The sequence below is a fragment of the Kocuria salsicia genome (genome assembly GCF_007681555.1).
Lineage (GTDB): Bacteria > Actinomycetota > Actinomycetes > Actinomycetales > Micrococcaceae > Kocuria > Kocuria salsicia.
This window is the reverse complement of sequence record NZ_VELE01000001.1, coordinates 577,499-603,507: the sequence shown is the minus strand read 5'-3', so window position 1 is coordinate 603,507 and position 26,009 is coordinate 577,499. Positions and strand designations below refer to the sequence as shown.

General features: G+C 71.2%; 25 protein-coding genes. 11 read left to right on the top strand and 14 right to left on the bottom strand.

The features are described 5' to 3' along the window. Positions 1-238 precede the first annotated feature (238 nt). From FS770_RS02665 to FS770_RS02655, 3 genes are all read left to right on the top strand, one after another. Positions 239-1,837: an L-lactate permease gene (locus FS770_RS02665; RefSeq protein WP_145009725.1), complete on the top strand. Its 1,599-nt coding sequence runs from the start codon at positions 239-241 to the stop codon at positions 1,835-1,837. A gap of 219 nt (positions 1,838-2,056) precedes the next feature. Next, entirely contained in the window at positions 2,057-2,416 is a 360-nt protein-coding gene (locus FS770_RS02660) for a cupin domain-containing protein (RefSeq protein ID WP_055086325.1), read from the top strand. A gap of 139 nt (positions 2,417-2,555) precedes the next feature. Further along, a complete protein-coding gene (locus FS770_RS02655) occupies positions 2,556-2,984 on the top strand; it encodes a low temperature requirement protein A (RefSeq protein ID WP_342353656.1) in 429 nt (142 codons plus the stop codon). 68 nt (positions 2,985-3,052) lie between these two features. Here the strand turns inward: FS770_RS02655 and FS770_RS02650 are convergent, their stop codons facing one another. Continuing rightward, positions 3,053-3,601 carry an alpha/beta hydrolase family protein gene (locus tag FS770_RS02650; RefSeq protein WP_244944705.1) on the bottom strand — a complete coding sequence of 183 codons (549 nt, stop codon included), beginning with the start codon at positions 3,599-3,601 and terminating at the stop codon, positions 3,053-3,055. A gap of 288 nt (positions 3,602-3,889) precedes the next feature. Here FS770_RS02650 and FS770_RS02645 point away from each other — a divergent pair, with 288 nt between their 5' ends. Continuing rightward, a complete protein-coding gene (locus FS770_RS02645) occupies positions 3,890-4,249 on the top strand; it encodes an MFS transporter (RefSeq protein ID WP_145009719.1) in 360 nt (119 codons plus the stop codon). Positions 4,250-4,252: 3 nt separating this feature from the next. On the opposite strand, the gene FS770_RS02640 is transcribed toward FS770_RS02645, so the two are convergent. From FS770_RS02640 to FS770_RS02630, 3 genes are all read right to left on the bottom strand, one after another. After that, on the bottom strand, positions 4,253-5,008 hold the full coding sequence (locus FS770_RS02640; RefSeq protein ID WP_145009716.1) for an amidohydrolase family protein: 756 nt from the start codon (positions 5,006-5,008) through the stop codon (positions 4,253-4,255). 158 nt (positions 5,009-5,166) lie between these two features. Beyond that, positions 5,167-6,324, bottom strand: coding sequence for an MFS transporter (locus FS770_RS02635; protein ID WP_145009713.1), 1,158 nt, complete (start codon positions 6,322-6,324; stop codon positions 5,167-5,169). Beyond that, complete coding sequence (locus tag FS770_RS02630) at positions 6,321-7,022, bottom strand: DUF2087 domain-containing protein (RefSeq protein ID WP_238693928.1); 702 nt, start codon at positions 7,020-7,022, stop codon at positions 6,321-6,323. Before FS770_RS02630 ends, FS770_RS02635 begins: the two co-directional genes overlap by 4 nt. Before the next feature lie 271 nt (positions 7,023-7,293). On the opposite strand from FS770_RS02630, the gene FS770_RS02625 reads away from it, so the two are divergent. Next, on the top strand, positions 7,294-10,701 hold the full coding sequence (locus tag FS770_RS02625) for a DEAD/DEAH box helicase (RefSeq protein ID WP_145009710.1): 3,408 nt from the start codon (positions 7,294-7,296) through the stop codon (positions 10,699-10,701). Between the two features lie 36 nt (positions 10,702-10,737). Here FS770_RS02625 and FS770_RS02620 read toward each other — a convergent pair whose 3' ends face one another. Genes FS770_RS02620 through FS770_RS02605 form a run of 4 tightly spaced genes read right to left on the bottom strand, consistent with a single transcriptional unit; the run spans position 10,738 to position 15,962 of the window. After that, a complete protein-coding gene (locus FS770_RS02620) occupies positions 10,738-12,450 on the bottom strand; it encodes an ATP-binding cassette domain-containing protein (RefSeq protein ID WP_145009708.1) in 1,713 nt (570 codons plus the stop codon). Continuing rightward, a complete protein-coding gene (locus tag FS770_RS02615; protein WP_342353650.1) occupies positions 12,443-13,336 on the bottom strand; it encodes an ABC transporter permease in 894 nt (297 codons plus the stop codon). Before FS770_RS02615 ends, FS770_RS02620 begins: the two co-directional genes overlap by 8 nt. Then, positions 13,333-14,286, bottom strand: coding sequence for an ABC transporter permease (locus FS770_RS02610; RefSeq protein ID WP_126874373.1), 954 nt, complete (start codon positions 14,284-14,286; stop codon positions 13,333-13,335). Before FS770_RS02610 ends, FS770_RS02615 begins: the two co-directional genes overlap by 4 nt. Before the next feature lie 35 nt (positions 14,287-14,321). Continuing rightward, positions 14,322-15,962, bottom strand: a complete 1,641-nt coding sequence (locus FS770_RS02605) for an ABC transporter substrate-binding protein (RefSeq protein WP_145009705.1) — start codon at positions 15,960-15,962, stop codon at positions 14,322-14,324. Positions 15,963-16,448: 486 nt separating this feature from the next. Between FS770_RS02605 and FS770_RS02600 the strand changes: the two genes are divergently transcribed. Then, positions 16,449-17,798, top strand: coding sequence for a helix-turn-helix domain-containing protein (locus FS770_RS02600; RefSeq protein WP_145009702.1), 1,350 nt, complete (start codon positions 16,449-16,451; stop codon positions 17,796-17,798). A gap of 150 nt (positions 17,799-17,948) precedes the next feature. Continuing rightward, positions 17,949-18,968 (top strand): alcohol dehydrogenase AdhP, encoded by a 1,020-nt coding sequence (adhP, locus tag FS770_RS02595; protein WP_126874370.1) that lies wholly within the window; start codon positions 17,949-17,951, stop codon positions 18,966-18,968. A gap of 157 nt (positions 18,969-19,125) precedes the next feature. Here the strand turns inward: adhP and FS770_RS02590 are convergent, their stop codons facing one another. Then, complete coding sequence (locus FS770_RS02590; RefSeq protein ID WP_145009699.1) at positions 19,126-19,785, bottom strand: GAP family protein; 660 nt, start codon at positions 19,783-19,785, stop codon at positions 19,126-19,128. A gap of 94 nt (positions 19,786-19,879) precedes the next feature. Here FS770_RS02590 and FS770_RS02585 point away from each other — a divergent pair, with 94 nt between their 5' ends. Next, on the top strand, positions 19,880-20,479 hold the full coding sequence (locus FS770_RS02585) for a TetR/AcrR family transcriptional regulator (RefSeq protein WP_126874369.1): 600 nt from the start codon (positions 19,880-19,882) through the stop codon (positions 20,477-20,479). Here the strand turns inward: FS770_RS02585 and FS770_RS02580 are convergent. Both FS770_RS02580 and FS770_RS02575 read right to left on the bottom strand, forming a co-directional pair. After that, positions 20,469-20,690, bottom strand: coding sequence for a hypothetical protein (locus FS770_RS02580; RefSeq protein WP_145009696.1), 222 nt, complete (start codon positions 20,688-20,690; stop codon positions 20,469-20,471). The two genes, FS770_RS02585 and FS770_RS02580, sit on opposite strands and share 11 nt — an antisense overlap. Before the next feature lie 70 nt (positions 20,691-20,760). After that, entirely contained in the window at positions 20,761-21,396 is a 636-nt protein-coding gene (locus FS770_RS02575; RefSeq protein WP_055083683.1) for an HhH-GDP family DNA glycosylase, read from the bottom strand. 143 nt (positions 21,397-21,539) lie between these two features. On the opposite strand from FS770_RS02575, the gene FS770_RS02570 reads away from it, so the two are divergent. Then, positions 21,540-22,022, top strand: coding sequence for a pyridoxamine 5'-phosphate oxidase family protein (locus FS770_RS02570; protein WP_144941949.1), 483 nt, complete (start codon positions 21,540-21,542; stop codon positions 22,020-22,022). A 186-nt stretch (positions 22,023-22,208) separates the two neighbouring features. Here FS770_RS02570 and FS770_RS02565 read toward each other — a convergent pair whose 3' ends face one another. Further along, the gene (locus FS770_RS02565; RefSeq protein WP_145009693.1) at positions 22,209-22,631 is read right to left on the bottom strand and encodes a rhodanese-like domain-containing protein; all 423 of its coding nucleotides are present in this window, start codon (positions 22,629-22,631) and stop codon (positions 22,209-22,211) included. Between the two features lie 48 nt (positions 22,632-22,679). Between FS770_RS02565 and FS770_RS02560 the strand changes: the two genes are divergently transcribed. Together FS770_RS02560 and FS770_RS02555 are read left to right on the top strand one after the other, a co-directional pair. Next, positions 22,680-23,885 carry a type III polyketide synthase gene (locus tag FS770_RS02560; RefSeq protein WP_145009690.1) on the top strand — a complete coding sequence of 402 codons (1,206 nt, stop codon included), beginning with the start codon at positions 22,680-22,682 and terminating at the stop codon, positions 23,883-23,885. 3 nt (positions 23,886-23,888) lie between these two features. Continuing rightward, on the top strand, positions 23,889-24,602 hold the full coding sequence (locus FS770_RS02555) for a methyltransferase domain-containing protein (protein WP_145009686.1): 714 nt from the start codon (positions 23,889-23,891) through the stop codon (positions 24,600-24,602). Between the two features lie 91 nt (positions 24,603-24,693). Here FS770_RS02555 and FS770_RS02550 read toward each other — a convergent pair whose 3' ends face one another. Beyond that, positions 24,694-25,506, bottom strand: coding sequence for a nitroreductase family protein (locus FS770_RS02550; protein WP_145009683.1), 813 nt, complete (start codon positions 25,504-25,506; stop codon positions 24,694-24,696). A gap of 3 nt (positions 25,507-25,509) precedes the next feature. Then, positions 25,510-25,839 carry a hypothetical protein gene (locus FS770_RS02545; protein WP_144941959.1) on the bottom strand — a complete coding sequence of 110 codons (330 nt, stop codon included), beginning with the start codon at positions 25,837-25,839 and terminating at the stop codon, positions 25,510-25,512. Between the last annotated feature and the right edge of the window lie 170 nt (positions 25,840-26,009).

Sequence of the window (26,009 nt, the reverse complement as noted above, 5' to 3'; positions counted from 1 at the left end):
CCACTTCGCACCTGTCACTCTCCGCGGAGGGTTCCCGCCCGAACTGCCCGGTTCAGGACTAGCGTTGACCCTGTGATCAAGGCGTCGCTGCGGCGCGTGGCAGGCGGTGGTACGAGGGTCCGCTGGCTCCAGGAACCCGCCCCGCTGCGCGACCGGCGGCCGACGACGGCGCGCACCGCGGCGACGTCGCGAGCCCGCCTTGAGGACTGCTCACCCGCCGGACGTCGTGGAGGCTCCAATGTGGACCCAATCTCTTGACACCCTGGGCAGCCTGCCCCTCACCGCGCTCGTGGCCGCGATCCCGATAGTCGTGTTCCTGGCCTGCATGATGCTGTTCAAGCTCACGGGGCTGAAATCCGGGCTCATCGCGCTGGTGGTGCAGATCCTGGTGGCACTGCTCGTGTTCCACATGCCCGTCTCCGCCGCGGCCGGTGCAGGTCTGCTGGGGCTGCTGACCGCGCTGTGGCCCATCGCGTACATCATCGTCATGGCGGTGTGGCTGTACCGGCTGAGCGTGCGCTCGGGCCGCTTCGACGTGATCCGCTCCTCGATCGCCGCGGTCTCCGCTGACCAGCGCGTGCAGGTGCTGCTCATTGCGTTTGCGTTCGGCGCGTTCCTGGAGGGCGTGGCAGGCTTCGGCGTGCCCATTGCGATCTGCGCGGCACTGCTCGTGCAGCTGGGGTTCCCGCCCGTGCGCGCCGCAGTGCTGTGCCTCGTGGCCAACGTGGCCGCCGGTGCCTACGGCGCCATTGGCGTGCCCGTGCTCGTGGGCGCGCAGGTCACCGGCATGGAGACGCAGGAACTCTCGCGAGCCCTCGTGCTGCTGCTCCAGCCGCTCACGTTCCTCGTTCCGTTCCTGCTCGTGTGGATGGTCGACGGGGTGCGCGGCCTGCGCGAGACCTGGCTCCCGGCGCTGGTCTCCTCGGTGGTCTTCTGTGCGGTGCAGGGTGGCCTGCTGTGGTTCATGGGTCCCGAGCTGGCGGATCTCGCGGCCGGCCTGCTGGCCATGGTCGCCCTGTTCGCGGTGTGCCACGTGTGGTCCCCGAAGCGCGTGTCCCGTGCCCCGGAGGTCCCCGAGACCGCCGAGGGGAAACACCCCCTCGGCGAGGTGGTCCGCGCCTGGAGCCCCTTCTACATCCTCACCGCCGTGATCCTGCTGTGGTCCGTCCCCGCCGTGCAGAACCTCTTCACCAAGGGTGCGCTGAGCTTCACGACCTTCACGGTGCCCATGCCCGGGCTCACCGGTCACGTGACCACCGCCGCCGGAACGGTCGTCAATGCCACCTGGACCTTCTCGATCCTTGGTGCCACCGGAACGGCCATCCTGATCGCCGTGCTCATCACGTTCTTCACCACCCCGCAGCTGCACGCCAAAGAACTGGGGGAGGAGCTGGCGGGCGCTCTCAAGGCACTGGGCCCGGCCATCCTGCTCATCGCCGTGATCCTGGTGCTCGCGAACATCGCCAACTACTCCGGCGGCTCCACCGCCATGGGCACCGCGCTCGCCGCGGTCGGGCCCATCTTCCCGCTCATCGCCCCGGTGATCGGCTGGATCGGCGTGTTCCTCACGGGCTCGGTGGTCAACAACAACACCCTCTTCGCGCCGCTGCAGGTGGCGACGGCGCAGGGCATCGGTGCCGCCCCGTCCCTCCTCGTGGGGACCAACACGGCAGGCGGCACCACCGCAAAGGTTATCTCCCCGCAGTCCATCGCGATCGCTGCCGGGGCGGTGGGTCTCAACGGGCGGGAGAGTGAGATCATGCGCGGCTCCATCGCCTACAGCCTGGGCATGCTCGCGGTGGTGTGCGTGTGGACGTTCGTGCTGGCCCTCGTGTGAGCGCCCCTCGGGCGAGTGTCTGGGGGCGCGTCCTCAGGCGGGCCACGACCTCCTCGCGGGTGGGCCGTTCGGTGCACCGGGTCAGCTGGGAGGTGCCTCAGGAGGAGGGCGGCTGCCCCTCGGTGGTTCCGGCCGGGTGGAACCCCCGTTGATCCAATAACTTGCAGGCAATATGCTTATTATGTTTCGAGCAATTCACGGAAGGGGACCTGAGAAGCCATGGCGCACCACTCGTTCGAGCACACCACCCACCACGGCTCCGGGAGTGGAGTCGCCACCCTTTCAGAGCTGGTCGGCCGCAGCGAACCCCGTCCGGGCCGCCCCAGTGCTGCCACGGTGGTGGAGGAGGACGGCGTCAAGGTGGTCGCCTTCGAGTTCCACGAGGGCGACGAGCTCCACGAGCACGCTGCACCGCACCCGGCGCTGATCCAGGTGGTCCGGGGGAGCGTGGACTTCCAGCTCCCGGAGGGTCCCGTGCAGCTGCGGCCGGGCCAGGTGCTGCACCTCACGGAGGGGCTGCTGCACGCCGTGAAGGCCCTCGAGCCCACGACGCTGTCCGTCACACTGCTGCTGCACTGATCCCGCTGCTGCGCTGAGCCCGGGCGGGCAGGCCCGGCCCGGAGCGGTCCGTGAGCCACGCAGGGGGTGGGACCTTGCCAGTCTGACACCGTCCACGTGACCGACGCACCCCGGCGGGAATGGGCGCCGCCGTCCTCGCCTGATCGCGGAGACCATCGAGTCCACACCGTGGCACCCGCACCACCGGGCCATCAACACGTTCGCCGGCTCCATGTTCTACGGCTACACGCACTTCTTCATCTTCGCCGCGGCAGGCGCCTTCTCCGCCGGCATCGAGGTGGAGCTCGACGTTCTCACGGGCGACAGCGAGCTGCACGCCCCGTGGTCCTCCTTCGCGTCCAGCATTCCCCTGGCCGTCTTCCTGCTCGGCGTGTGGGCGGTGGCCATCAGGTGCAACGCGGAGAGGACCGTCAGGACGGTCCTTCCCCTGGCAAGGCTGCTGGTGCCCATCGACCCGCTGCTGCCCGTGCCGTTCGGTCTCATCGCCGTGGTGCTCATGCTGAGCGTGGCGGTCCTCGTGTGGCGCCAGCCGGTGGACAGGCCCATGCACCGACCCGTCAACGCCTGAGCGCCCAGGGCGACGTCGCGGCTGCCCTTCTCCACCCGGCGCGTGCAGTCCCGGGAAGCCGGGGCCGTTCAGCCCTGGGGTGGCGGCGCGGTGAGCCAGTCCACGAGCCCCGGCCACACGGCGTCGGCGGCGGAGCGGCGGAACAGGCCGTGGTGGCCGATGCGCGCAACGCCCAGCTGTTCCGGGGTGAACGTGCGGTGCTCCACCGCGGCGGAGGTGAGCCGCCCGGTCAGGGCCCTCATCTGCGCGGGGCTGGCCCAGGGATCGTCGGAGGCGCCGAGCGCGAGCACGTTCTGGGTGACCGCGGCTGCACGGGCCGTCGCGTCCATGGACGGGTCGTCGAAGAAGTAGCCGGGACGCCGTGCCCACGACCCCCACTCGACCATCGCGGCTGTGGGCATGTTTTCTCCGATGCCGAGCCGCTTGCCGGGCATGTACCCCAGGGTCCGGCTCAGTGCCGGGCCCACGGCATGCAGCACGGCGGCCACGCGCAGTTGCTCCTTCCGCGGGGCGATCGTGCGGGTGTGCGCCAGGTGGGAGGAGACCACCGCGAACCGGTCGAGGCCCTCGAGCCCGTGGCCGAGGACCATGGCGTGCCCGCCGATGCTGTGACCCACGGCGTGCAGTGGAAGCGCGGGGAACCGTGCGCGGGTCCAGGCAGCCACAGCGTGCCCGCCACGGCGTCCGAGGCGACGGGAATGCTCAGGTTTTCGCCGCGGACGCCGGCTACGGGAGAGTTCCGGTGGTCAGACATGGAAGTTACTCTAGGGTATTTCCAGCGGCTCAACCCTGGGCCGTCACGGTGACGGTGGCTCATGTCGCACGCAGGGACGTCACGTCCGTCTCGGGGGCGGGAGCGTCAGTGACGATCGGGTGGAGCTCCGCGCGAGCGCAGCCTGAAGGACGTGCCCGGCACCTCCGCGGGCACTGCGGCCGTCGCCTGCGGTGCCTTCTCCGCAACCATGACGATCGGCCGTCTGCCGGCAGACCGGGTCGTGGAGTGGCTCGGCTCCGAGGCCGTCCTGCGCTGCCGTGCGGCCATCGCGGCGGTGGGTGCGCTCGTCGTCTCGTTCACCCCGTGGGTGTGGCTCGTCGTCGTGGGCTGGGATCGGCTCGGTGTCGGTCTCTCCGGCTGCGTCCCGACGCGGCGGGTGCTCGCGGCGCAGTTGACGGGCGGCTCGCTCTGTGCGGCCGCGTGCGCTCCCGGCGGCGGGCTCGGTCTGCCCGTCGTGGCGCCGTCGCGAGGTCGCGTGGTCGCGTGGTGACGCTCACGCCCCCAGGTAGAACGACGCCGCGTTGTTCCAGAAGACGTCCGCTACGCGGTCCGCGGGCAGCGCGTCCACGATGAGGGCAAGGTCCTCGTCCCGGAACGGGCGCAGGGCCCGCGTGGAGGGCAGGTCCGTGCCGACCATGAGCGCCGTTGGGTCGGTGGCGTCGATCGCGCGGACCGTTGCCGCGGGATCGAGCTCCACGCGGCCGAATCCTGTGGCCTTGACCTTCACGCCCTGCTCCACGAGCCGCAGCAGGTTGGAAAGGCCGTCCTCGTGCATGCCCAGGTGGTCGATGCTCGCCGCGGGCAGGGCGGCGATGCGGCGGGAGAGGCTTTCGTCGATCGTGCGGGCGTCGATGTAGACCTCCGCGTGCCAGCCGGCGAGGTCGTGGACGCGGCGTGCCAGGCGGTCGATGTCGTCCAGGTTCGCGGAGCCCCCACGGGCCACGTTGAAGCGCACCGCGCGCACCCCAGCCTCGTGCAGCTCGAGGATCCGCGTGTCGCTGGTGTCCTCGGGGACCTGGGTGACACCCACGTAGTTCGGCCCCAGGGCCTTCAGCGCGTCGATCAGGTAGCCCTGGTCGAAGGCCTGGAACGAGCCGGAGACCACCGCGCCGCCCTTTATCCCGAGCCCGTCGATGCGCCGCTGGTAGTCGTCCACCGTGAACGGGCCCGGCATGAACCCGTTGTTCTCCACGAGTGGGTGCGCGGGATCGATGATGTGCAGGTGGGTGTCGAAGATGCGCTGCGTCATGCGGTGCTCCTGGGCTGTTGTGCTGGGTGCCCGCCGATGTCCACGGGGTGATGACGGGAACGACGAGATTCTAGAAGTCTGTGGTGTTGCGCGTGACGACCGCCATTCCCTGCCCGGTGGCGGTCGCCGCACTCGGTGCGTCACGCTCCGGTTGCGGATCAGGTGTGTGGAGCCGTGCGGCACAGTGCCCCGACCAGCGTGAGGCCACCGGCGAGCGCCAGGGCGGCCACGGCATCGTGCTCCCCGAACGCCGCGCCGGTGAGATAGCCGCCCACCACGCAGCACGTGACGATCCAGCGGTAGGCGGTCCACGCGCGGGCCTGCTCGGCCAGCGGGACCGCGGCGAGGATGGTGCGCGAGACCGCCGCGTTGAACGCGCCGTTCCCCGCGCCGCCCACCAGGAACAGCGGTGCGCCGATGGCCACGCCGGGCAGCCCCAGGGCCAGCACGAGGAAGACCGCGCCCATGCCCCCGGCACCCAGGACAAGCAGCACCGTGGCCGGGCACCTGCGGAGACGGCCCGCGCCCTGCCCGCCGAGGACCGCGCCGAAACCCCACAGGCCCCACGCGAGGCCGACCCACGCCGGGTCCCAGTGCGCGTGGTGCGTGAGGACGAAGACGCCGGACACGCCCTCGATAGAGGTCGCGAACACGGTGCAGACCAGCAGTCCGAGCCCGACGACGCCGAACGCCCCCGGGCGCGCGAGGCGCCGGAACCCGAGCAGCACACCCCGCTGCGGGGAGGCGTCCACGGGCACGGGCGACCGGCCAGTGACGAGCAGCGCGACCACCGCCAGCAGCGCGAACGTCCCCGCGTTGAGGCACAGCAGCGGCCCGATCCCGCCCACCCCGAACGCGATGCCGCCGAGCGCCGCCCCGCACGCCTGCGACAGCCCGTTGACCGTGGCCAGGTGGCCGCCGATGCGCTGGTGGTCGTGGCTGTGCAGGGCGATGAGTTTGCTCGCCACGGGCCCGGTCACGGCGGAGACCGCGCTCACCAGGGCCACGCACGCGACGATCAGCGCGTTCGACCGGGCGCCCGCCATCACGAGGAACAGGGCCGCCTGCACGGCGAGCGAGAGCGGCCACCACCACCAGCGCAGGGCCCGGTCCACGAGCACGCCGCCGAGCAGCCCCAGCCCGATCGCGGGCACCGTCTGGGCCAGCAGGATCGCGGCCAGCAGACCCGGCGCCCCTGACTCGGCGGCGCGCAACGAGAAGGCGACGGCGGCGACGTCGTCCCCGCACGCGGAGACCAGCATGCCGAGCAGCAGCACCGCGAGCTTCACATCGGAGCGGGTGCCGGCGCGGGTCACGGCGCGCTCAGTCCCAGATGGACCGGCAGCCACAGGTCCTCCCACGCGGGAGTCTCCTGCCGCATGGACGCGGACCGCTCGGGCACGCGCGCGGGCAGCCAGTAGACGCCCGCCTCGCGCTGGAGGTACCCGTACTCCACGAGCTCGCGCCGCCAGAACGCCTGGTCCTCGACCATCGTCCGCAGGATCGCGTTGACCTCCACCTCGCTCCAGGTGTGCCCCGCGGGGAACGCGGCGAGCAGGTGCAGCAGCACGAACACCCGGGCACGACGGCGCGCGGGAACCGTGTGCACGCGGCCGTCCCGCACGAACCGGCCCAGGACCCGGCGGTACTCAGCGTGAGCGCGTTCCCACTCGACGGGGTCGACGCCGTCGGGGACCGGGGGAGCGGAGGACGACGACGCCGGGTGGCCGTCCGCGGCGCTCGCCGCATCTTGGTGGGGCAGGGAGCTCCCCGCGGCGGCGGATTCGGCGGGCCTCTCGCGGCGGGACACGCCGGTGGCGCGCGCCGTGGGCGGTTGCCGATGTGCGAGGGGCTCCGCGGGACCGGACGCGGGGGACCCCTGCGTTCGGTGGAGAGGGGCGGCTGCGGCGTCGTCGCGCTCGCGGAGCAGATCGGCGCGGGCCGCGGTGTAGTTCTGACCGGTTGCGCGCATGCGGGCGCGCACCAGAGATTTGAAGTCGCTGTCGTGAGTCATCTCGTACCTGGACCGCGCGCACCGCCCCCAGCACGATCGCCCGGTCGGACGAGGAATGACGACGTCTGACGGCCCGAGAATTCGCTCCCCTTCGCCGCTGCGCCGGAGCTGGGGTCCGTGCGCGGGCTGGGCGCTGGGCACGCCGACTGCACGAGAGTATGCCACATCACAGTGCGTGGCGGTGACCCTGGATAGACTCGGGCTCTCACGGCGGGTGCCCAGGGCCTGCCCGCCGCCCCCACGCAGTGCCACAGGAACGCGAGGACCGCGCATGGTCGAGACGGCAACGATCACCGACTACCTCGCGCGGATCCTTCGGCGCGGGCAGCTGGACGAAGTGAGTTTCGGTGACGGCCCGTACGTGGCGGTGCCGCGGTCGTTGCTGCGTGCGGGTTTCCTGCCGGAGGAGCAGACGCGGACCCTCTTCGATGCGCACGACGACGCCACGGGGCGGCGCGGGCGGGCCACGTCGTCGTCGGGAGAGACAGCGGAGGTCACCGCCACCCCGACGGCCCAGGTTCGCGGCGGGGGAGCCGCGAGGACGCGGGCGGCGGATGCGGAGGAGGGCGGAACCCGCACCGGTGCCGATGCCGCCGCCCCCGCCGGGGAGCACAGGGGTGACAACGGGACCGGACCGTTCGACGGCGAGCCTTCGGACGGGGCGACACGTGATGAAGGCGGGTCTGACGAGCAGGACCGCACACCGCTCTCCGTGGTGGTCTCCTGCGTGTCCCTGGAACTGCCCGGCGGCGGACACACCGGCCTGCTGCTGCTCGAGGCCACGCTGTTCCCGGACGGGCGGCTCGAACCGGTGCTCGAGACCGCGAGTTCCCCGTGGATTCCCTCGGAGCGGCTGTCCTCCCCAATGGTCGGGGACCGAGAGGTCATGGTCGGGGACCTCGAGGCCTTCTGGGCGTTCTCGCGGCAGCAACTGGGCGCAGGAGTGTCACAGACGACGTCGCTCGCGGGCGCGCTGGACCTCGCGGACAGCCTCTTCGCGGCCCTGGCGGGACGCAGCGTGGCGGAGTTCGCGGCCGTGCTCTCGGGCGACGGCCAGCACTCTGAGAGCGCTACCCCTCCGACTCACTGCGACACGTCGGGGAACGGGCGCGTGGAGCACGAGCTGTGCTTCGTGCGGGAGCTGGAGCGGGTCAGCGCAGTGGGCCCGCTCCTGGACCTCTACGACCACGTCGCGGACCACGGCGCCCCGGTCCTGCTGGAGCGGATGTGCCAGGGGTGGTCCGGTGCACGGATTGCCGAGCGGGCGATCCACGAGGGAGAGGGCCTGCACGAGGCGATGAAGCTGTCCTGCGGGTCGATGAGCGACGGCTTCCCGCTCACCCCGTCGCAGCGCCGGGCGGTGCACGCGTTCCTGAGCGGGGAGGAGGGGGACGTCACCGCGGTGAGCGGTCCGCCGGGCACGGGCAAGACCACGATGCTGCAGGCCGTCGTCGCCAACATGCTCACGCGTCACGCACTGGAGGGCCGGGACGCCCCCGTGATCGTGGGAACGTCCACCAACAACCAGGCGGTCGTCAACATCATCTCCTCGTTCAGCTCCGTGACGAGGAACGATCCCGGCACCCTGGACCTGCGGTGGCTTCCGAGCGCGGAGGGGATGGGCAGCACGGAGCTCAGGACGTCTGAGGAGATCCAGGAGGCCCGGAAGACGCCGGAGATCCAGGAGACTGAGAAGGCGCAGGAGCCCGCGACAACCGGGCAGAGCGAGGGCAGCGGGGCATTCGAGGCCACGCCGCTGCGGTCCCTCGCCGTCTACTGCCCGGCGTCGTCCCGACTCAGGGAAGCCCGCACGAAGTACCTGCTCGAGCAGCGGAACAAGAGCGAGACGTACACCGTCTACAGCGACCCGCGCTACCTGGGGCGCGCACGGGACACGTTCGTCGCGCGGGCCAGTGCACACTTCGGCAGTGCCCACGACCTCCCAGGCGTCAAGGGGTGGATCACAGACGCGCTCGCCGAGCTGGAAGAACTGCGGCTGGTGCTCGTGGAGGAGATGGCCCGGCACGGCGCCACGGACCGGTACGCACGGCTGTGCGCCGAGGCGGTGTCGTCGCCGCACCTGATGAGCCTGGAGAAGGTTGCCGGACTCGCGGACTGCACCACCCTCGAGGAACTCGACGCCGTCCTGGACGTCACCCTGCGCTACGCCGAGTTCTGGCTCGCGGTGCACCACTACGAGGCCTGCTGGTTGCTGACCGAGGACTTCATCCCGGAGGACGAGCGCTTCAAGAACACGGCAACGGTCATGTCGACGTACTGGCCGCAGGCCGCAGCCCTGACCCCGTGCTTCGTGATGACCGCCTACCAGGTGCCCAGGTACTTCGGTCTCTACTCGAGGAGCGGGGAGCCCGCGCGGTTCGACGTGGGCCGCATCGACCTGCTGATCGTGGACGAGGCCGGTCAGGTGGACACGCCCGTCGGCCTCCCGGCGTTCGCGCTGGCCCGCCGCGCGCTCGTGGTGGGGGACGAGAAGCAGCTGGCACCCGTGTGGTCGATCGACGAGGACACCGACCGCGAGGTCGCCGAGAGCGCCGGCATCCCCGCCGAGACCTGGGCGCAGAACCTCCGCCCGCGGGGCATGACGTGCTCGCCCCACTCCAGTCTGATACGCGCGGCCAGTCACGCCTCGGCCTGGAGCTACGACGACGGGGCTCCTGGGCTCTTCCTCTCCGAGCACTTCCGATGCCACCCGGAGATCATCGGCTACTGCAACGACCTGCTCTACAACGGGCTGCTGGAGCCGAAGCGCCCGGCGTCCTCCTCGCCCGTCGAGGGCCCGGCGTTCCTGTTCCGGGAGGTCCCCGGATCGCAGGACGAACGGTCCGGGTCCAGCCGGGTGAACCGGACGGAGGCGCAGTGCGTGGCACGCTGGATCGTCGCGAACTACGCCTACTTCCGCGACCTCTACACCACGCGGGAACCCGACTCGAACAGGGCACCGGGAGAGGACGAGCTCATCGGCGTGGTGACACCGTTCAGCGCGCAGGCACGGCTGATCACCAGGGAGCTACGAGCCGCGGCCACCGCCGAGGACGCCCCGGCAGACCTTCCCTCCCGGTTCGCCGAGAGCATCACGGTGGGCACCGCACATCGGCTGCAGGGCGCGGAACGGCCGGTCGTGCTGTTCTCCGCGGTCTACGGCCAGAACAGTCCACGGTCCGGGTTCATCGACTCGAACCTCGAACTGATGAACGTGGCTGTGTCCCGCGCCAAGGACCTGTTCATCGTCTTCGCCGCCGCCAACCGGTGGGGCAACGGGCCGGTGTTCGAGCGGATGACCGAGTGGGCGCACCGATCGGACGCCGTGTTCGCCGCCACGGTGCCGGAGCCGGAGCCTGCGGGCAATTCGGTGCCGGAGGCAGCGTCGTCGTCCGCGGAACCGCTCACGCTGACCGCGGTCGTGAAGGAGTGGAAGGCCCGCGGGGTGCTGAGCGAGGAAGACGCCGCGATCACCACAACCGCGTGGAACTTGCGGCTCGCTGAGGCCGGAGTGCTGGTGGGCGGAACCGGTGCCTGGGAGCCGACGGCGCTCGCCGAGCGGCTGGGCGTGGTCACCGAGCAGCGGCACAGTGCGAAGGGCGATGAGTACACCGCGATCGCCTACACCCCGCGCATGCAAGACCTGCTCCAGCAGCTGTACCGGGACGGCCGACTCTGACGAGAACCAGTCCAATCGCGCCCAGTCCAGCCAAGCTCAGTCCAACCGCGGCGCCGCGTCGATCAGCTCCCTCGTGAACGGGTGCGTCGGGTGCGAGAGGACGTCCTCGGTGGGGCCGGACTCGACGACCAGCCCGTTCTGCAGCACCACAATGTCGTCGGAGGAGTGCCGGACCACCCCGAGGTCGTGCGAGACCAGCACGATCCCGAGTCCGCGCTGCGCCTGCAACTCGTCCAGGAGGTCGAGAACCTGCGCCTGCACGGAGGCGTCCAGCGCGGAGACAGGCTCGTCCGCGAGCAGCACGGCGGGCTCCACGGCGAGCGCCCGGGCAATGGCGACCCGCTGCCGCTGACCGCCGGACAGTGTCCGCGGCCGGGCGTGCGCGGCGGTGGGGTCCAGGTGCACGGATTCCAGCAGGTCGGCGACTCGCCGAGGATCGCGCCGCCCCAGCGCATCGGTGAGCACCTGGCCCACGTCCCAGCGCGGTTCGAAGGATCCCAACGGATCCTGGACGATCATGGCCAGCTGACGTCGGCGCGCTCGCCGTCGCCGTTCGGGTAGCGCTGACCACGGTTCACCGCGCAGCAGCACGTCCCCGGACTCGACGGGCAGCAACCCGGCAAGGGCCCGCAGCAGCGTGGACTTCCCGGACCCGGATTCGCCCACGAGCCCCACGGTCCGACCGGCGCGCAGCGTGAGGTCGGCACCTCGCACCGCGGGCTCAGAGGTACCGCCGTAGCGCACGACGACGCCGCGGGCCGAGAGCAGTGGGCTCGCCTCGCGCGGTGCGTCCAGGCCGCGGCGTTCTGGTTCCTGAGGTGCAAGGTCCGAGCGGTACGAGGAGGCGGGACCTGGCACGGCGCCACCCACCGAGACAGCCGGGGTGGCTGGTGCTGGGGCGTTGCCCTGCGTGGCGACGGTGCCGGGTCTCGCGTCTCCGGGAAGCCGCGCCGCGGCGTCGGGCAGCAGGGCCTCGCCGCGGGGCCGCCCCCACGGAACCGAGGCGACCAGGCGGCGCCCCTCCGTGGAGGCCGGGTCGGCCATGACCGTACGGAACGGGCCGGTCTCGACAACGCGTCCGGCGTCCAGGATCACGACGTCGTCCGCGACGCGACGCGCCGCACCGAGGTCGTGCGTGATGAACAGCAGCGATCCGCCGGCGTCCACGCGTGCCCGCAGCAGGTCCAGCACCACGGCCTGGCGGGTGGTGTCCAGCGCGGTGGTGGGCTCGTCCGCGACGACGACCTCCGGGTCCGCCGCGAGCGCCGCCGCAATGAGAGCGCGTTGGCGCATGCCGCCGGAGAGCTCGTCCGGGCGACGCCGGGCCGCGGCCGGGTCGAGTCCCACGGACTCCAGCAGGGCGGGGACGTCCACGGCGGTGCCGGCCAGGCGGGCGGCGTCGGCCACCTCGGCACCCACGCGGCGCAGGGGATCCAGCGAGCCCAGGGCATCCTGCAGCACGGTGCCGACCACACGCCCCCGGATCCGCCGCCACGCGCGCTCGGCGCGGGATCCGCGTTCGCCCAGCCCGGCGACGTCGTGTCCCGCGATCCGCAGCTCGTCCGCGGTGACGACGCCCCCGGTGAGGCCGATCAGCGCGCGCGCCGTCACGGACTTGCCGGACCCGGACTCACCCACGAGTGCCACGGCGCGCCCGCGGGGCAGCACGAGGTCCACGCCCCGGACCGCCGCCACGTCCCCGAAGCACACCCGCAGGTTTCGGGCGCTGACCACCGGATCCTCAGCCACCGGCGCTCCGTCCCGCCAGGTGCGCGGAGAGCCTGCGTCCCAGGAGGGTTGCCACCACTCCGACCGCCACGATGGCCAGGCCCGGGAAGACTGTCATCCACCACGCGCTGGTGACGTACGTGCGCCCGGCGTTGAGCATCGCGCCCCACTCCGGCGCGGGCGGCGGTGCGCCGAGCCCCAGGTAGCCGAGCGCCGAGGACCACACGATCGCCTGCCCAAGCCCCAGGGTGGCGACGGCGAGAAGTGGCCCGAGCGCCCCGGGCAGCACATGGCGCACGACGATGCGCAGGGGGGAGTGGCCCAGCATCCGCGCGGCCTCTACATGCCCCGAGCGGGAGACGCGGCGCACCTCGGCGCGCAGCAGGCGCGCGTAGCCGGGGGCTGAGGAAAGTCCCACGGCCACGACGACGCCGGCCACGCCGGGTCCGCGCACGGCGATCAGCAGCAGCGCGAGCAGCAGGGTGGGGAAGGCGAGCATGGCGTCGATCAGCCGTGACCCGGCGGCGTCCAGCCAGCGTCGCCCCAGGCCGGTGAGCAGTCCGAGCACCGCGCCCAGTCCCACGCCCAGCACGGTGGCCGCCACGCCGATGAACAGGGAGGGCCCGGCGCCGTGGACCACGCGGGTGAAGACGTTCCGGCCGGACTCGTCGGTGCCGAACGGGTGGCTCCAGCCGGGGGCCTGGAACGCCTGCGCGGGGTCGACCGCGAGCGGATCACCGGGAGCGAGCAGCCCCGGGAACAGGCCCGCGAGGGCGAGCACCGCGGCGCACGCCAGCAGCACCCACAGACCGATCTGCGAGGCCAGGGGGCCCGGTGCTTGGGAGCCGGGCGTGCGGCGCCGTCGTGCCCGGCGATCCGGGGCGTCCAGGGAGGGGACGGCGCTCACGAGGCCCCCCGGGTGTCGACGGCGGCGGTCAGGGCGTCCGCGGCCATGGTGACGAGCACGTACCCGAGTGCCGCGAACAGCGTCACCCCGAGCACGAGGGGAACGTCCCGGGAAGTCACTGCGGAGACCAGAGAGCGCCCCAGACCGGGCCGCGCGAACACCGTCTCGATCACCACCGCCCCGGAGATCAGGTAGCCGAAGGACCACCCGGAGAGGTTGATGCCGGGCACCAGACCGTGGCGCAGGGCATGGCGCACGCGCAGTCCCCCGCGGGTCTCACCGCGGGTACGGGCGGCGAGGGCGAAGGGGGAGTCCAGGGCGGTGAGCATGGCCTCGCGCATGGTCTGGGACAGGTAGCCCGCCAGCGGGACCGCCAGGGAGAGCACAGGCAGCACCAGGCCGCGCGGCGTGGCGTCGGAGACCGGCGGGAACCAGCCCAGGTGCGTGGCGAAGACGATGATCAGCACGGAGGCGAGCCAGAAGCCCGGCAGCACCGAGGCCACGATCTCCACTGCGGAGGCCACGCGCGCGGCGAGCCGGGACGTCCCCGTGGCCACCATCGCGGTGCCCAGCGCGAGCAGCCACGCGCACAGCAGGGCCAGCACGGCCAGCGTCAGGGTGGGGCCGATCAGCGGGGCCATGACCTCGGTGACGGGTGCGCGGTGCGAGTAGCTCGTGCCCAGGTCCCCGGTGAGCACGCGGCCGAGGTAGGCGAGGTACTGGACGGGCAGCGCCCGGTCCAGGCCGTACTGCTCGCGGGCTGCCTGCAGGGCTTCGGCGCTCGCCTGCGAGCCGGGCCCGCCCAGGGCGGCCTCAGCCGGGTCGCCGGGCAGCAGCTGCAGCACCCCGAACGCCACGGTGGCCACGAGCCACAGCGCCACCAGCGCCCCGCCCAGACGGATCAGGACGGGGCGCCAGGGCCGACGCCGATGCACGGTCGCGGTGGCCACTCAGCCCACCGGTTCCCGGCTCGCGCTGCGGGCGCTCACGAGGCGGGCAGCGGTTCCACGTCCAGGAACGTGGGAGTGTTGACGGTGGGCAGCGCGCGCAGGCCCTTGACCCCGGTGGAGTGCAGGAAGTGGTTCTGCTGGTCGTACAGGGGCAGGATCACCTGGGCGTCCGCGATGATCTGCTGGGCCTGCTCGTAGAGCTTCGCGCGCTCGTCCGCGTCCGTGGAAGCGCGGGCCTTGTCGAGCACCGTGTCCAGCTGCTCGTCGTCGATCTGGGCGTGGTTCGCGAAGTACCCGGACGGTGCGGGCTTGATCGAATCGGAGTGGTACAGGATCCGCAGCACGTCCGGGCCCACCTTGGTGTAGGGGGCGTCCACGAGCTCGTAGTCGTCCTTGCCCAGCGCGGAGTACCAGGACTGCAGGTCCACCGGCTGCAGCTTCACGTCGATGCCCACCTCCTTGGCGCCGGCCTGGATCTGCTCGAAAAGCGACTGCTCAGCCGGGATGGACTGGTTGGTGCTCACCGGGAAGCGCGCGGTGAGCTTCTTCCCGTCCTTCTCGCGGATGCCGTCCGAGCCCTTCGTCCAGCCGGCCTCGTCCAGCAACCGGTTGGCGGCGTCGACGTCGTGGGGGTAGGAGCCCGGCATGTCCTTGCTCAGCGGCTCGGTGGAGCCCAGCGCGGAGGTGGAGCGCGGCGCCGTGCCCATGAACAGGGACTGGATCCCGTCGTCCACGTTCGCGGCGCGGATGAAGGCCTCCCGTACCTTCTTGTCGTTGAACGGCGCGTGCCCGGAGTTCAGCTCGATGCGGTTGGAGGAGCCGGGGCGCGGGGCGTTGAGGTCCTCGAGCCCGGAGTTGTCCCCGGCCGCGGTGATGTTGTTGGGCTGGGCGTTGTCGATCACGTCCACCTCGCCGGAGGACAGCGCGTTGTACCGGGTGGTGGCGTCCGGGATGAAGCGCCAGACGATCTCCTGGAGCTTCGCCGGGCCGTTCTGGTTCGCGGCGTCCGCCGGGGCGGAGGTGTAGTTCTCGTTGCGCGTGAGCACCACGCGGTCCTGCTTGGTCCAGGAGTCCACCACGAACGGGCCCGTGCCCACGGGGGAGGCACAGTTCTCCTCCTGGGGGCGCTTGAGCGCGGTGGGGGACTCGATGGCGTTCCAGGGCTGCGCGAAGGACTCCAGCAGCGCGGAGTCCGTCTGCTTCAGGTGCACCACGGCCACATGGTCGTTCGCCCCGCGGGTGACGTCTGCGATCTGCTGGAAGGCCAGGTAGCCGGTGGAGGAGGCGGTGTCCGGGTCCAGCAGATGGTCCACGTTCGCCTTCACGGCCTCCCACGTCAGGGGCGTGCCGTCGGTGAACTTCACGCCGTCCTTGAGCACGAACTCCCAGGTCTTCCCGTCCGCCGACTCCTTCCAGGACTCCGCGAGCCAGGGGATGATCTTGCCGTCCTTGTCCCGGCTGACCAGGGACTCGGCGAAGTTGGTGCCCAGCAGCGCCTGCGGGTAGTTGCCGCCCACGTGCGGGTCCAGGCACTCGGGCTCGGCGTCGCCGGTCGCGTAGTTCAGGGTGGTCCGCGTGCTCTGCGCGTCCTGGGCGCCGGAGCAGCCGCTCAGCGCAAGGGTCGCGGCCGCGAGGGCTGCGGGCAGGGCGAGCAGACGGGTGGTGCGGGTGCGCATGCTTCTCTTCTCCGTTCGGCGCGGGGTGGTCCACGACGTCGTGTGCCGGGCAGGGCGCGTCCCTTGCGGCGGGGGCGCTGCGTCCGGCCGCGCCCGGCGACGATCGGGCCGTCTCACGCCCCGGCCACCGCCCGCGGTGGGCCAGATCCACCCTACGTGCGATCACAGCTTCCTGGGAGGTCGCCGAACGTGTTTTACGCCGCACGACTGGCGCCTCCGGGGTCCTCCACTTCCGCGGCCGTGCGGGTCAGTCTGCACACCGTCGCGTTCGGGAGCTGGTGGTGTCACGCCGGGGCGAGTTGCCCCGGATCCTTGTACGGATTCCACGACCTCAGTAGGTTCGAGACGAGGTTGAGCGAGGCTCAACCCGCTCGGCTCGTTGGAGGTGAAGGGCATGGGCCACACCGTGGTCATCCCGCTGGTCCTGCGGGACGGGCGTGTCTGCACCGGTGCCCGCACCGCAGGGTGGGGTTTGGTGGTGACCTGATGTTCGACGCCTTCCTCTCCGACCACGACTACCAGCGCGAGGTGCGCAGGGCACACGCGGGGCTGGACCGCCTGGCAATCGACGGTGACCGTACCCCGGCGGTGCGGGACGTGGTGCTGCGCTCCTGGATCCGTTCCGTGCGCCACCTGGAGTCACCGGAGGGCGTCCTCGTCCAGACTGTCCACGAGCGGGCCGGCCTGGAGGAGGCACGCCGCGCCCACCCGTTCCACGACGTCCTGGGGCTTCTCCACACGCGGCTCGTCGAGCCTGCAACTCGAGCAGGGCTGCTCGTGGCACTCAGCGACGCCCACGGAACACTGCTGTGGGTCGAGGGCGGCGGAGACACCCGTCGCCGGGCCGAGGGGATGGGATTCGCACCGGGCGTGGACTGGTCCGAGGCCGCGATGGGGACCTCTGCCCCAGGACTGGCCATTGCGAGTCGAACGGGCGTCCAGGTCAGCCAGGCCGAGCACTTTGCGGCCCCGGCGCAGCAGTGGAGCTGCAGTGCGGTGCCCGTCCTGCATCCCGTCACGGGAGAGGTGATCGGCGTCATCGACGTCACGGGTGGCGAGGACGCGGTGTCGTCCCTCGTGCTGCCCCTTCTCGAGTGCACGTCCCAGGCCGTGACTCGAGAGCTCGGATCTCTGCTGGACCCGCGCGCAGCGGGTCGTGGGTGGGCAGGCAGAGCGCGTGAGGATCTCGGCAGAACCGTGGCGTCTCGCGCGACGGCGGTGAACGCCGGGTTGCCTCGGACAGAGGCATCCACGGTCCGGCTGCGGGTCACCGGTGCCCCTCCCGCAACCATCGGCTGGGGAGGGCAGAGCCGGGACCTCTCGACCCGCCACGCCGAGTTGCTCACTCTGCTGCACTGGCACGCCGGCGGCCTCAGCGCGGCGGAACTCGCCGAGGCGTTGTGTCCCGGTGGCGGTCAGGAGGTCACGGTCCGGGCGGAGATCGCCCGTCTCCGCAAGGGGATTCTGCTCCACGGGGACGGCCTCATCGGCGTGGCATCCCGGCCGTACCGGTTGACAGGGTCACTGGTCAGCGACGTCGCACTGTGCCACCGAGCGCTGGGCCTCGGGGATCTCGCCGCCGCAATGCACCACTACCGCGGCCAGCTTCTTCCCGGTTCCGAGGCTCCCGGAATCAGGGAGATCCGTGACGAGGTGTCCGCGCTGCTGCGCGAGACGGTCCTGCAGGCGGGATCGTGGTCGCAGCTGTGGCACTACTCGACCCTCCCGGAGGCCCACGCGGATTCCGAGGTGCTCATGGCCGTTCTTGCTCGGGCTCCCAGGGCTGCTCCGGAACGTTGCGCGGCCATCGTCCGCCTCGAGTCCCTCGAACGCTGAGATCCGACGTTGCAACCCTCCTGCAACCTTGCTCTCGGTAGCGTCGAAGGACATCACGGACCGGACGGTCGGACAGGGTGGACACGGACCTCGTCCACACCCGTCGTTCCCACCGGACGTGGACACAGAGAACTCAACGAGGAGTTGGACATGTCTTCCATGAACGCGGCAGTTGTCAAGGGATTCGGCGAGGACCTGGTCGTGGGGCCGAACGAGATCCCCGAACCCGGACCGAACCAGGCGCTGGTGAAGCTCATCGCCTCCGGGGTCTGCCACACGGATCTCCACGCCGCGGGCGGCGACTGGCCCGTCAAGCCGAAGCTCCCCCTGATCCCGGGCCACGAGGGCGTGGGCATCGTGGAAAAGGTGGGCGAGGGAGTCACGGAGATCGAGGTCGGGCAGATGGTCGGCAACGCGTGGCTGTGGTCCGCGTGCGGCCACTGCGAGCACTGCCGCCAGGGTTGGGAGACGCTCTGCGAGGAGCAGGTCAACGGTGGCTACGGCGTTGACGGCTCGTTCGGCGAGTACATGCTCGTGGACGCGCGCTATGCGGCCATCATCCCGGAGGGCGCCGATCCCTACGAGATCGCCCCCGTCCTGTGCGCGGGCGTCACCGTCTACAAGGGACTCAAGCGCACGGAGGTCAAGCCCGGTCAGTGGGTCGTGATCTCCGGGATCGGCGGTCTCGGGCACATCGCAGTGCAGTATGCGGTGGCCATGGGTATGCGCGTGGTGGCGGTGGACGTCGCCGACGACAAGCTCGCTCTCGCGAAGCAGCACGGTGCCGAGCTCACTGTCAACGCATTCGCGGAGGACCCCGCGGAGGTCATCCAGCAGGAAATCGGGGGCAGCCACGGAGTGCTCGTGACCGCGGTCCACCCCCAGGCCTTCGGGCAGGCGATCAACATGACGCGTCGCGGCGGGACGATTGTGTTCAACGGCCTGCCTCCGGGCGACTTCCCCGCTCCGATCTTCGACATCGTGCTCAAGGGACTCACGATCCGCGGATCGATCGTGGGCACACGGCAGGACATGATCGAGGCCCTCGAGTTCTACGCGGCTGGCAAGATCCACCCCACCTTCAGCAAGCGTCCCCTCGAGGACATCAACGCCATTTTCGAGGAGATGTCACACGGCAAGATCGATGGCCGCGTGGTCATCGAGTACTGACCCGTAGCAGCCGAGCCGGCCACGGGAACGAGGGTGGTCCGGTGACCAGACCGCACGGCGTCGTCGTGCCTTGCACACCGTGCCGACTGCCCCGGGGATCCCCCCCCGGGACAGCCGGCACGGTGCCGTGGGGTGCTGACCGGTGGTGGAGGACTGACTACAGCAACGCCGCGAACCCCGTGCTGGCCATCCAGAAACCAACGATCCCGGCGATCCACAGCAGCGTAATCTTCGTCTGGTGCTCCAGAGTGGGGACGACTCGCTCGAGCCTGGGCCAGATCCGTTCACCCAGCAGCGCGGCTCCTGTGATCAGCACCAGCGCGGGGACGATCATCACGAGGCAGTACCCGGCTAGGAGCACGAGTCGCGCGGTCCATCCCACGGGCATGGCCGTGATGATGCCGTTCGCCGCGAGGTAGGGGACCATCGTGGCCGCCTCCGTGAGCGCCGCGCCAGCGCCGAGGACGATCATGGCCGCGGGATTCTGCCGGGACGGCACTCGGCCCAGCCCCTCCTTCTTGACGGGATCGGGAGCGAAGACCCCGTAGTCGAACAGGCCGAGACCGGCGATCAGCTTGAACCACTGGGCCGGCCGGCTCGCCCACACATCCGCCGCGAGATGCGAGAGCAGGTCGAAGCCCAGGGCTATGCCCACGCCGAGGCCGAAGTAGACGAGCACGACCGTCGCGAAGTAGACCACGAGCGGTACCGCGTCCACACGCCGGCGGGCGATCACGAGGACGAGCGGGATCACCAGGGTCCCCAGGCTCGTGCTGTCCAGCAGCGCCAGCCCGACCAGTGCCAGGAGATCGCCCATGCCCCTCCTCTTCCCATACGAACGTAAGATCCAAGAACGACAATACGTTTGTACGAGAGCGGGGGCAATACACTCGTGCGAGAGGTGAGGCGCGATGACCGGTGACCGAGACGTCCCTTCGGGCGGCGGGACGCGAGAGAAGATCGCCGAGGCCGCGATCCGGGTGATCGCCCAGCAGGGCTTCGATGTGGTGAGTGTGCGCAGCGTGGCCCAGGAGTCCGGGCTCTCGGCGGGTACCGTGCAGTACCACTTCAGGACCCGCAGGGACCTGCTGGTGGCCGCGCTCGAACGCTCCGTGGAGCGGCAGACGGAGCGTGTCATGGCGGCCCGAGGGCTGCCGGGCTACCGGGCGTCGCTGTGCCGGGCCCTGCGCGAACTCCTGCCGCTGGAGGGCGTCCGTCACGAGGATGCCGCGGTGTGGGTCAGCTACGGGGCCGCAGCGTCCACGCGTGACTGGCTTGCCGAGCTCTATTGGCAGGCCATGCGCACGTTCCACGACCTCGTGCGCGCGGCACTGGAGCGGGCGCAGCAGGACGGGAAGTTGCGGGACGGACTCACACCGGAGACCGCAGCTCCGCTCGTCACGGCACTGGTGAACGGTCTGACGATCGACCACCTGAATGCACCGGAGGAGGTGAGAGCGCGGGTCGAGACTGCGCTCGACCGTGGCCTGCGGCTGATCCTCAGTGACTGACTGACTGACTGACTGGCGACGACGCCCGGGCCGGCTTCGCGCGCCCCGCGGGGGTGCTGCCGTTCCCGGCCCCGGCGAGCATCACGAACCCCACGCAGAACCGGGCGATCGACAGCCCGTAGTCCATCACCTTCGCCACGACCATCGAGGTGATCGAGCGGAAGACCCCGCCGTGGGACTGGGCCCGGAAGCAGCTGCCGTACTGCTGCATCTCCTGTCCCGAGGCCGAGTCGCCTCACCCGCTGCGCGCGGGTCACGGTGGTTGCCGGGGCGCCGTGCATTCAGCGCAGCGGGTCGCCCGCGCCGCGGTGCAGGGCCGTCCGCACCAGGCCGGAGGCCAGGACCGGCAGCTGGTCGGGACGCACGAGATCGGCCAGGCGGGCGGCCTCGTCGGGAAGGCCGAGCCTCACCGCGCCGGACAGTGCCTTCTTGTCGAGGAACGGGGCGAGGACGGGCCACACGCCCTGTGCCTCGCGGGCGAAGATCGCTGCGCCCGCGGGTCCGATGCCCGGGAAATCCTGCAGCCGTTCGAGGATCTGCCCGGGGCCGTCGCACGCGTCGCGAAGGCGGCGCAGGTCGCCGTCGTCGTCCTGGAAGAGCTGCTGCGCGCCATCGTGGAGCATCGTGGCGGTGCGTTCGTCGTAGCGTCTGTACCCGCCGCGACCCAGCGCCGCCAGCAGCGCGGGGCGCGACGCCCCACGCATCGCCTCGGGGGTGCGGAACCCTGCCGCGAACAGCTCCCGTGCGGTGGCAACGGCCGCGCCCGCGCCGATCCGGGCGGACAGCAGATTGGCCAGGACGAGCAGCTGGAACAGGGGAGCGGGCACGTCCGCCAGCTCAATCCCCGCCTCCTGCGCGTACGTGCGGTCGTGGCGCGCCAGCAGCAGCTCCACCGTCTCCTCGTGCGATCGGCTCAAACGGAGTGCCTCCCTCCCCGGTCCGGGAACCCGTCGTGTTCCCTGTCAATGCTAATTAAACTGATGGTGCGTGCCGCGTCGGCGGGCCCGTGAGACCTCCGGCAGGACACACGACCACAGCCTCAATTCGAAGGAGCGTCACGGTGGAAGACAACGAGCAGGTCCAAAAGGTCCGGGACATCATCAAGAGCACCCGCATTGCGATGCTCACGCACCTGGACGACGAGGGCCACCTGATCTCTCGGCCCATGGCCACCCAGGACGTGGACTTCGACGGCACGGTGCGCTTCATCGCCGAGCGCGCCTCGGCGCAGGGCCAGGCCATCCAGAAGAACCCCGAGGTGAACGTGGCCTACTCGGGCAACGGCGCGTGGGTCTCCCTGTGCGGCACGGCGCGCATCGTCAACGATCCGGACCAGCTGCGCGAACTGTGGAGCTCCTTCACGGAGTCGTGGCTCGAGGGCGGCCCGGAGAACCCGAACAACGTGCTCATCGAGGTGGACGGACACACCGCCGAGTACTGGGACGCCCCGGGTGGCAGCAAGATCACCCAGGTGGCCAACCTCCTCAAGGCCAAGGTAACGGGCGAGACGGTGGACGGCGAGAGCGGGGCCGTGGACCTCTGATCCACACGTTCTCGTCACGCCTCAGGGGCCGCGTCCGTTGTGCACGGGCGCGGCCCCTGTCGTTTCTGCGGATCGCCCGGGTCTGGGGTGCAGAGACACACTTGTGGACCGGGGACGACGCCGGCGGGTCCGCAATGATTGCCGGCCACCCGTTCTGCCGGCTCCCGCGACGTGGAGTGCGGCCCGTCAGGGGCGCACGTCCGGGGCGTCCATGGTGGTGGGCAGGCCCGCCTCCTGCCACGCCTCGAAGCCGCCGACGACGTCCGTGACGCGTGAGAGCCCCATCTCCCGCAGGGTCCAGGCGGCCAGGGAGGTCGCGTAGCTGTGGCGGCACACGAGGATCCACCGCTGCTCCGGTGACACCGCCTCCGGAACGGACCAGGCGAAGTCCGGGTCCAGCCGCCACGGCAGCACCGTGAAGTCGATGACCAGGGCGCCCGGGATGTGCGGGCCGTCCCCGCGGTGGGTTTCGGTGCGCACGTCCACGATGATCGCGCCCTGCTGCTGCTCCCGGTGCGCCTCTTCGGGGCTCAGCCGGTCGAGGTTCTCGCGCACGCGGTCGAGGAACTGCACGGAGCGGGGGCGGGTGTCGTCGGGGTGCTCGGTCATGGCCCCAGGCTACGGCCCTGCCCGCTGTGAGGGTGCCTACCATGGGCCATGACTGTTCGCATGCTGTCGATCGCCACCGAGCTCCCGGACACGACGATCCGCCAGGAGGATGTCGCGGAGGTCTTCGCCGAGCAGCCGGGCATGACGCGGCTGGGCTCCCGCCTGGTCCGCGCCACGTTCCGCGCGGCCGGGGTGGACACACGCCACACCGTGCTTCCCGAGCTGGGCACCCTTGCCGACGCCGCACGGCAACGCCGGGGCGACGCCGTGCCGTCGGGTCCGGAGGGCACCGTTTGTCCGCACGAGGAAGGTGGCGGTGCGGCGGCGTCCTCGTTCGTGGCAGCCGCCGAGGGTCAGCTGCTCTCCCCGGGCACGCGCGAGCGCAACCGGATCTACACGGAGAACGCGCGGCGCATGTTCGTCTCGGTGGCGCGCGCCGCCCTGGAGCGCGCGCCGGTCGAGGCGGCGCACGTGACCCACGTGGTCACCGTGTCCTGCACCGGTTTCTTCGCGCCGGGCCCGGACGTGCGCGTGGCCAAGGATCTCGGGCTGCCCGCGGACGTGACGCGCACGCACCTGGGATTCATGGGTTGCAACGCGGCGTTCCCCGCCCTGCGGGCCGCGGCCACCGCGTGCCGCGCGGACCCGCGGGCCGTGGTCCTGGTGGTGTGCCTGGAGCTGTGCACACTGCACCTGCACGTGCGCAACGATCCGGACACCGTCATGGGCAACGCCCTGTTCGCGGACGGTGCGGCCGCCGCGGTGGTCAGCGCGCGGGAGGTCCCTCTCGCGGGGCCGAGCTTGGAACTGGTGGACTTCGAGACAGCACTCGCTCCCGTGGGAGAGGACGAGCTCGCGTGGAGCGTGGGGGACGAGGGCTTCGAGATGATCCTGGGCGCGTACGTGCCGCGGATCATCGACGACCACGTGGCCGACGCGCTGGCCCCGCTGCTGCGCCGCACGGGCGAGACAGTGGAGCACGTGCCGCAGTGGGCGGTGCACCCGGGCGGGCGCAGCATCCTGGACAAGGTGCAGTCGCGGCTGGGCCTCTCGCAGGAGCAGATGGCACCCTCCCGGAGCGTGCTGAGCGAGGCCGGGAACATGAGCAGTGCCACCATCCTGTTCGTGCTGGAGCGGATCCTCGCCCGCGGGGCTCCTGGCGCGGTGGCTGCCATGGCGTTCGGGCCGGGGCTGAGCATCGAGAGCGCGCTGCTGCGGGTGCTGCCCGGGCCCGCCGACGGTCAGGGCGAGTGACCCGTGGACCCGCTGCTGCGCCGTCGGGCCCTCAACGAGCCTGAGCTCATGGACGATCCCGCGTGCGATCCGCGGGCCCTGGACACCACCTACCGGATGTTCGGCGTCATCAACCCGCTCGTGGCCTCCTGGAGGGCGGTCTACGTGCGTGACCTCCGCCCGGTGCTGCGTGCCGCGGCGGCGGAGTCCCGCCCGGCCGCGGTCCTGGACGTGGGCTGCGGGGGCGGCGACGTCGCACGGGCCGTGGCGCGCTGGGCCGCCCGGGACTCGCTGGACGTGCGGGTCACGGGCATAGACCCGGACTCCCGGGCCATCACCTGGGCCCGAGCTCACGACCGCGGGACGGGAACCACCTACCGGGCGGAGTCCAGCGCGGACCTCGTGGCAGCGGGGGAGCGGTACGACGCCGTGCTCTCCAACCACGTGCTGCACCACCTGGAGGCGGCCGACCTGACCGGACTGCTGGAGGACTCCGCGCTCCTGGCCCGCGGAATCGCGGTGCACAACGACCTGCGGCGCTCACGCCTGGCATGGCTCATCTACTGGGCGGCCACCCTGCCGCTGGCTCGTGCCCGCACCTTCGTGCGCTTCGACGGGCTGCTGTCCATCCGGCGCAGCCGCACACCGGGCGAGCTGGCCGCGCTCATGCCGCCCGGGTGGCGGGTGCGCGGCCAGCGCTTCTTCCGCGTCCTGGCGGTGCACCGGGGAACGGACTGACCCGCGACCCCGACTGACGCGTGGACCCGACTTGCCCGTGGGTCGGGCTGATCCGGGGGCCGGTGCAAGAAGGGGGCAGACCGGGCCGGGGTCAGGTCGTACCGGGGCGGGAGTCCTCGTCCCACCCCAACTGCGGCGTGGCGCAGGTCTCCCGGAAGACGAACTGGGAGGGGTGCTTGCGCTCGCGGCTGGACCAGTCGATCGCGGGTCGGTGCGTGCTCTCGGGGACGTAGCCCAGCCGGTACACGGCCATGAGCTCCAGGTCCTCCGGGACATCGAGCAGCTCCACGATCCGCGCCCACTGGTGCGGTGCCTCCATGGGGAAGGAGACGAACTGGATGCCCATGCCCAGTTCCACGGTGGTCAGCCACAGGTTCTCCATGGCCGCGCCCATGCTGAACACGGAGTAGAAGCCCGAGAGCTCCTCAGGCCGGTACTCCCCGCGCTCCAGCATCACGCCGAGCAGCAGCGGGGAACCGGCAACGAGCTTGCGGTTCTCCTCGCCGAGGGTCTGCGGCACCCGCAACCGGTTCATGAGCTTCTGCCCGGACGGCGTGAACGCCCGGGAGGTGAACGGGCGCAACAGGGCGGGCAGCCTGTCGAAGAGCATGCCGCTGCGCAGGGTGTCCATCTCCTTCTGGCTGAAGCGGAAGTACTTCTTGTACCGGTCGAAGAACGTTCCCGCGCCCATCACCTCGGTCATGCTCTCGCCGCTGATGCGGGCGATCGTCCCGATGGTCTCCCTGTCCTCGACCAGCACGAACCGCCACGGCTGGCTGTTGAACTGGGACGGCGCCGCCGTGGCCGCGCGGATCAGCAGCTGCTGGTGCTCGGGGCTCACCGGATCCGGGCGGAACGGGCCGTTGGTGGTCCTGCGGTTGAAGACAGCGTCCAGGAACTCCATGGTTCACCTCCAGGCCAGCGCGAGGCCGGCCGCGTAGCACGGTGCCGCCGCGAGGGCGTCCCGCGTGTGGCGTGGCAGCGGGCGGGCGCCGTGGCGCTGCAGCAGGACGAGGGGGACGAGCGCGGGGACCAGGGCGAACGCCGTCGTCGACCCCTCCCGCAGCCCCGCCACCACGGCGGCCGCGGTGAGCGAGGACGTGCTCACGTACAGCGCGTGGTGCACCCACCGGAAGGGGGACGTGTCCACCCAGCCGAGCGCCGCGGCCGTGCCCAGCGCGCAGTTCGCGCCGTAGGAGCCCGCGGCGGCGGTCACGAGCGTGCGCACCAGTTCCACGGTTCCTCCCTCGACGGCGTCGTACCCCTCGCAGTCATCGTGCCACAGCTCACATGCGGGGCCGGGAAGCAGATGTCCGCCGGACACTGTCGGAACGACGAGGGCCGACCAGCGGTCTGGTCGGCCCTCGTCCTTCGTCACCCGGGGAACTGTCGAACCGCTGGGGTGGT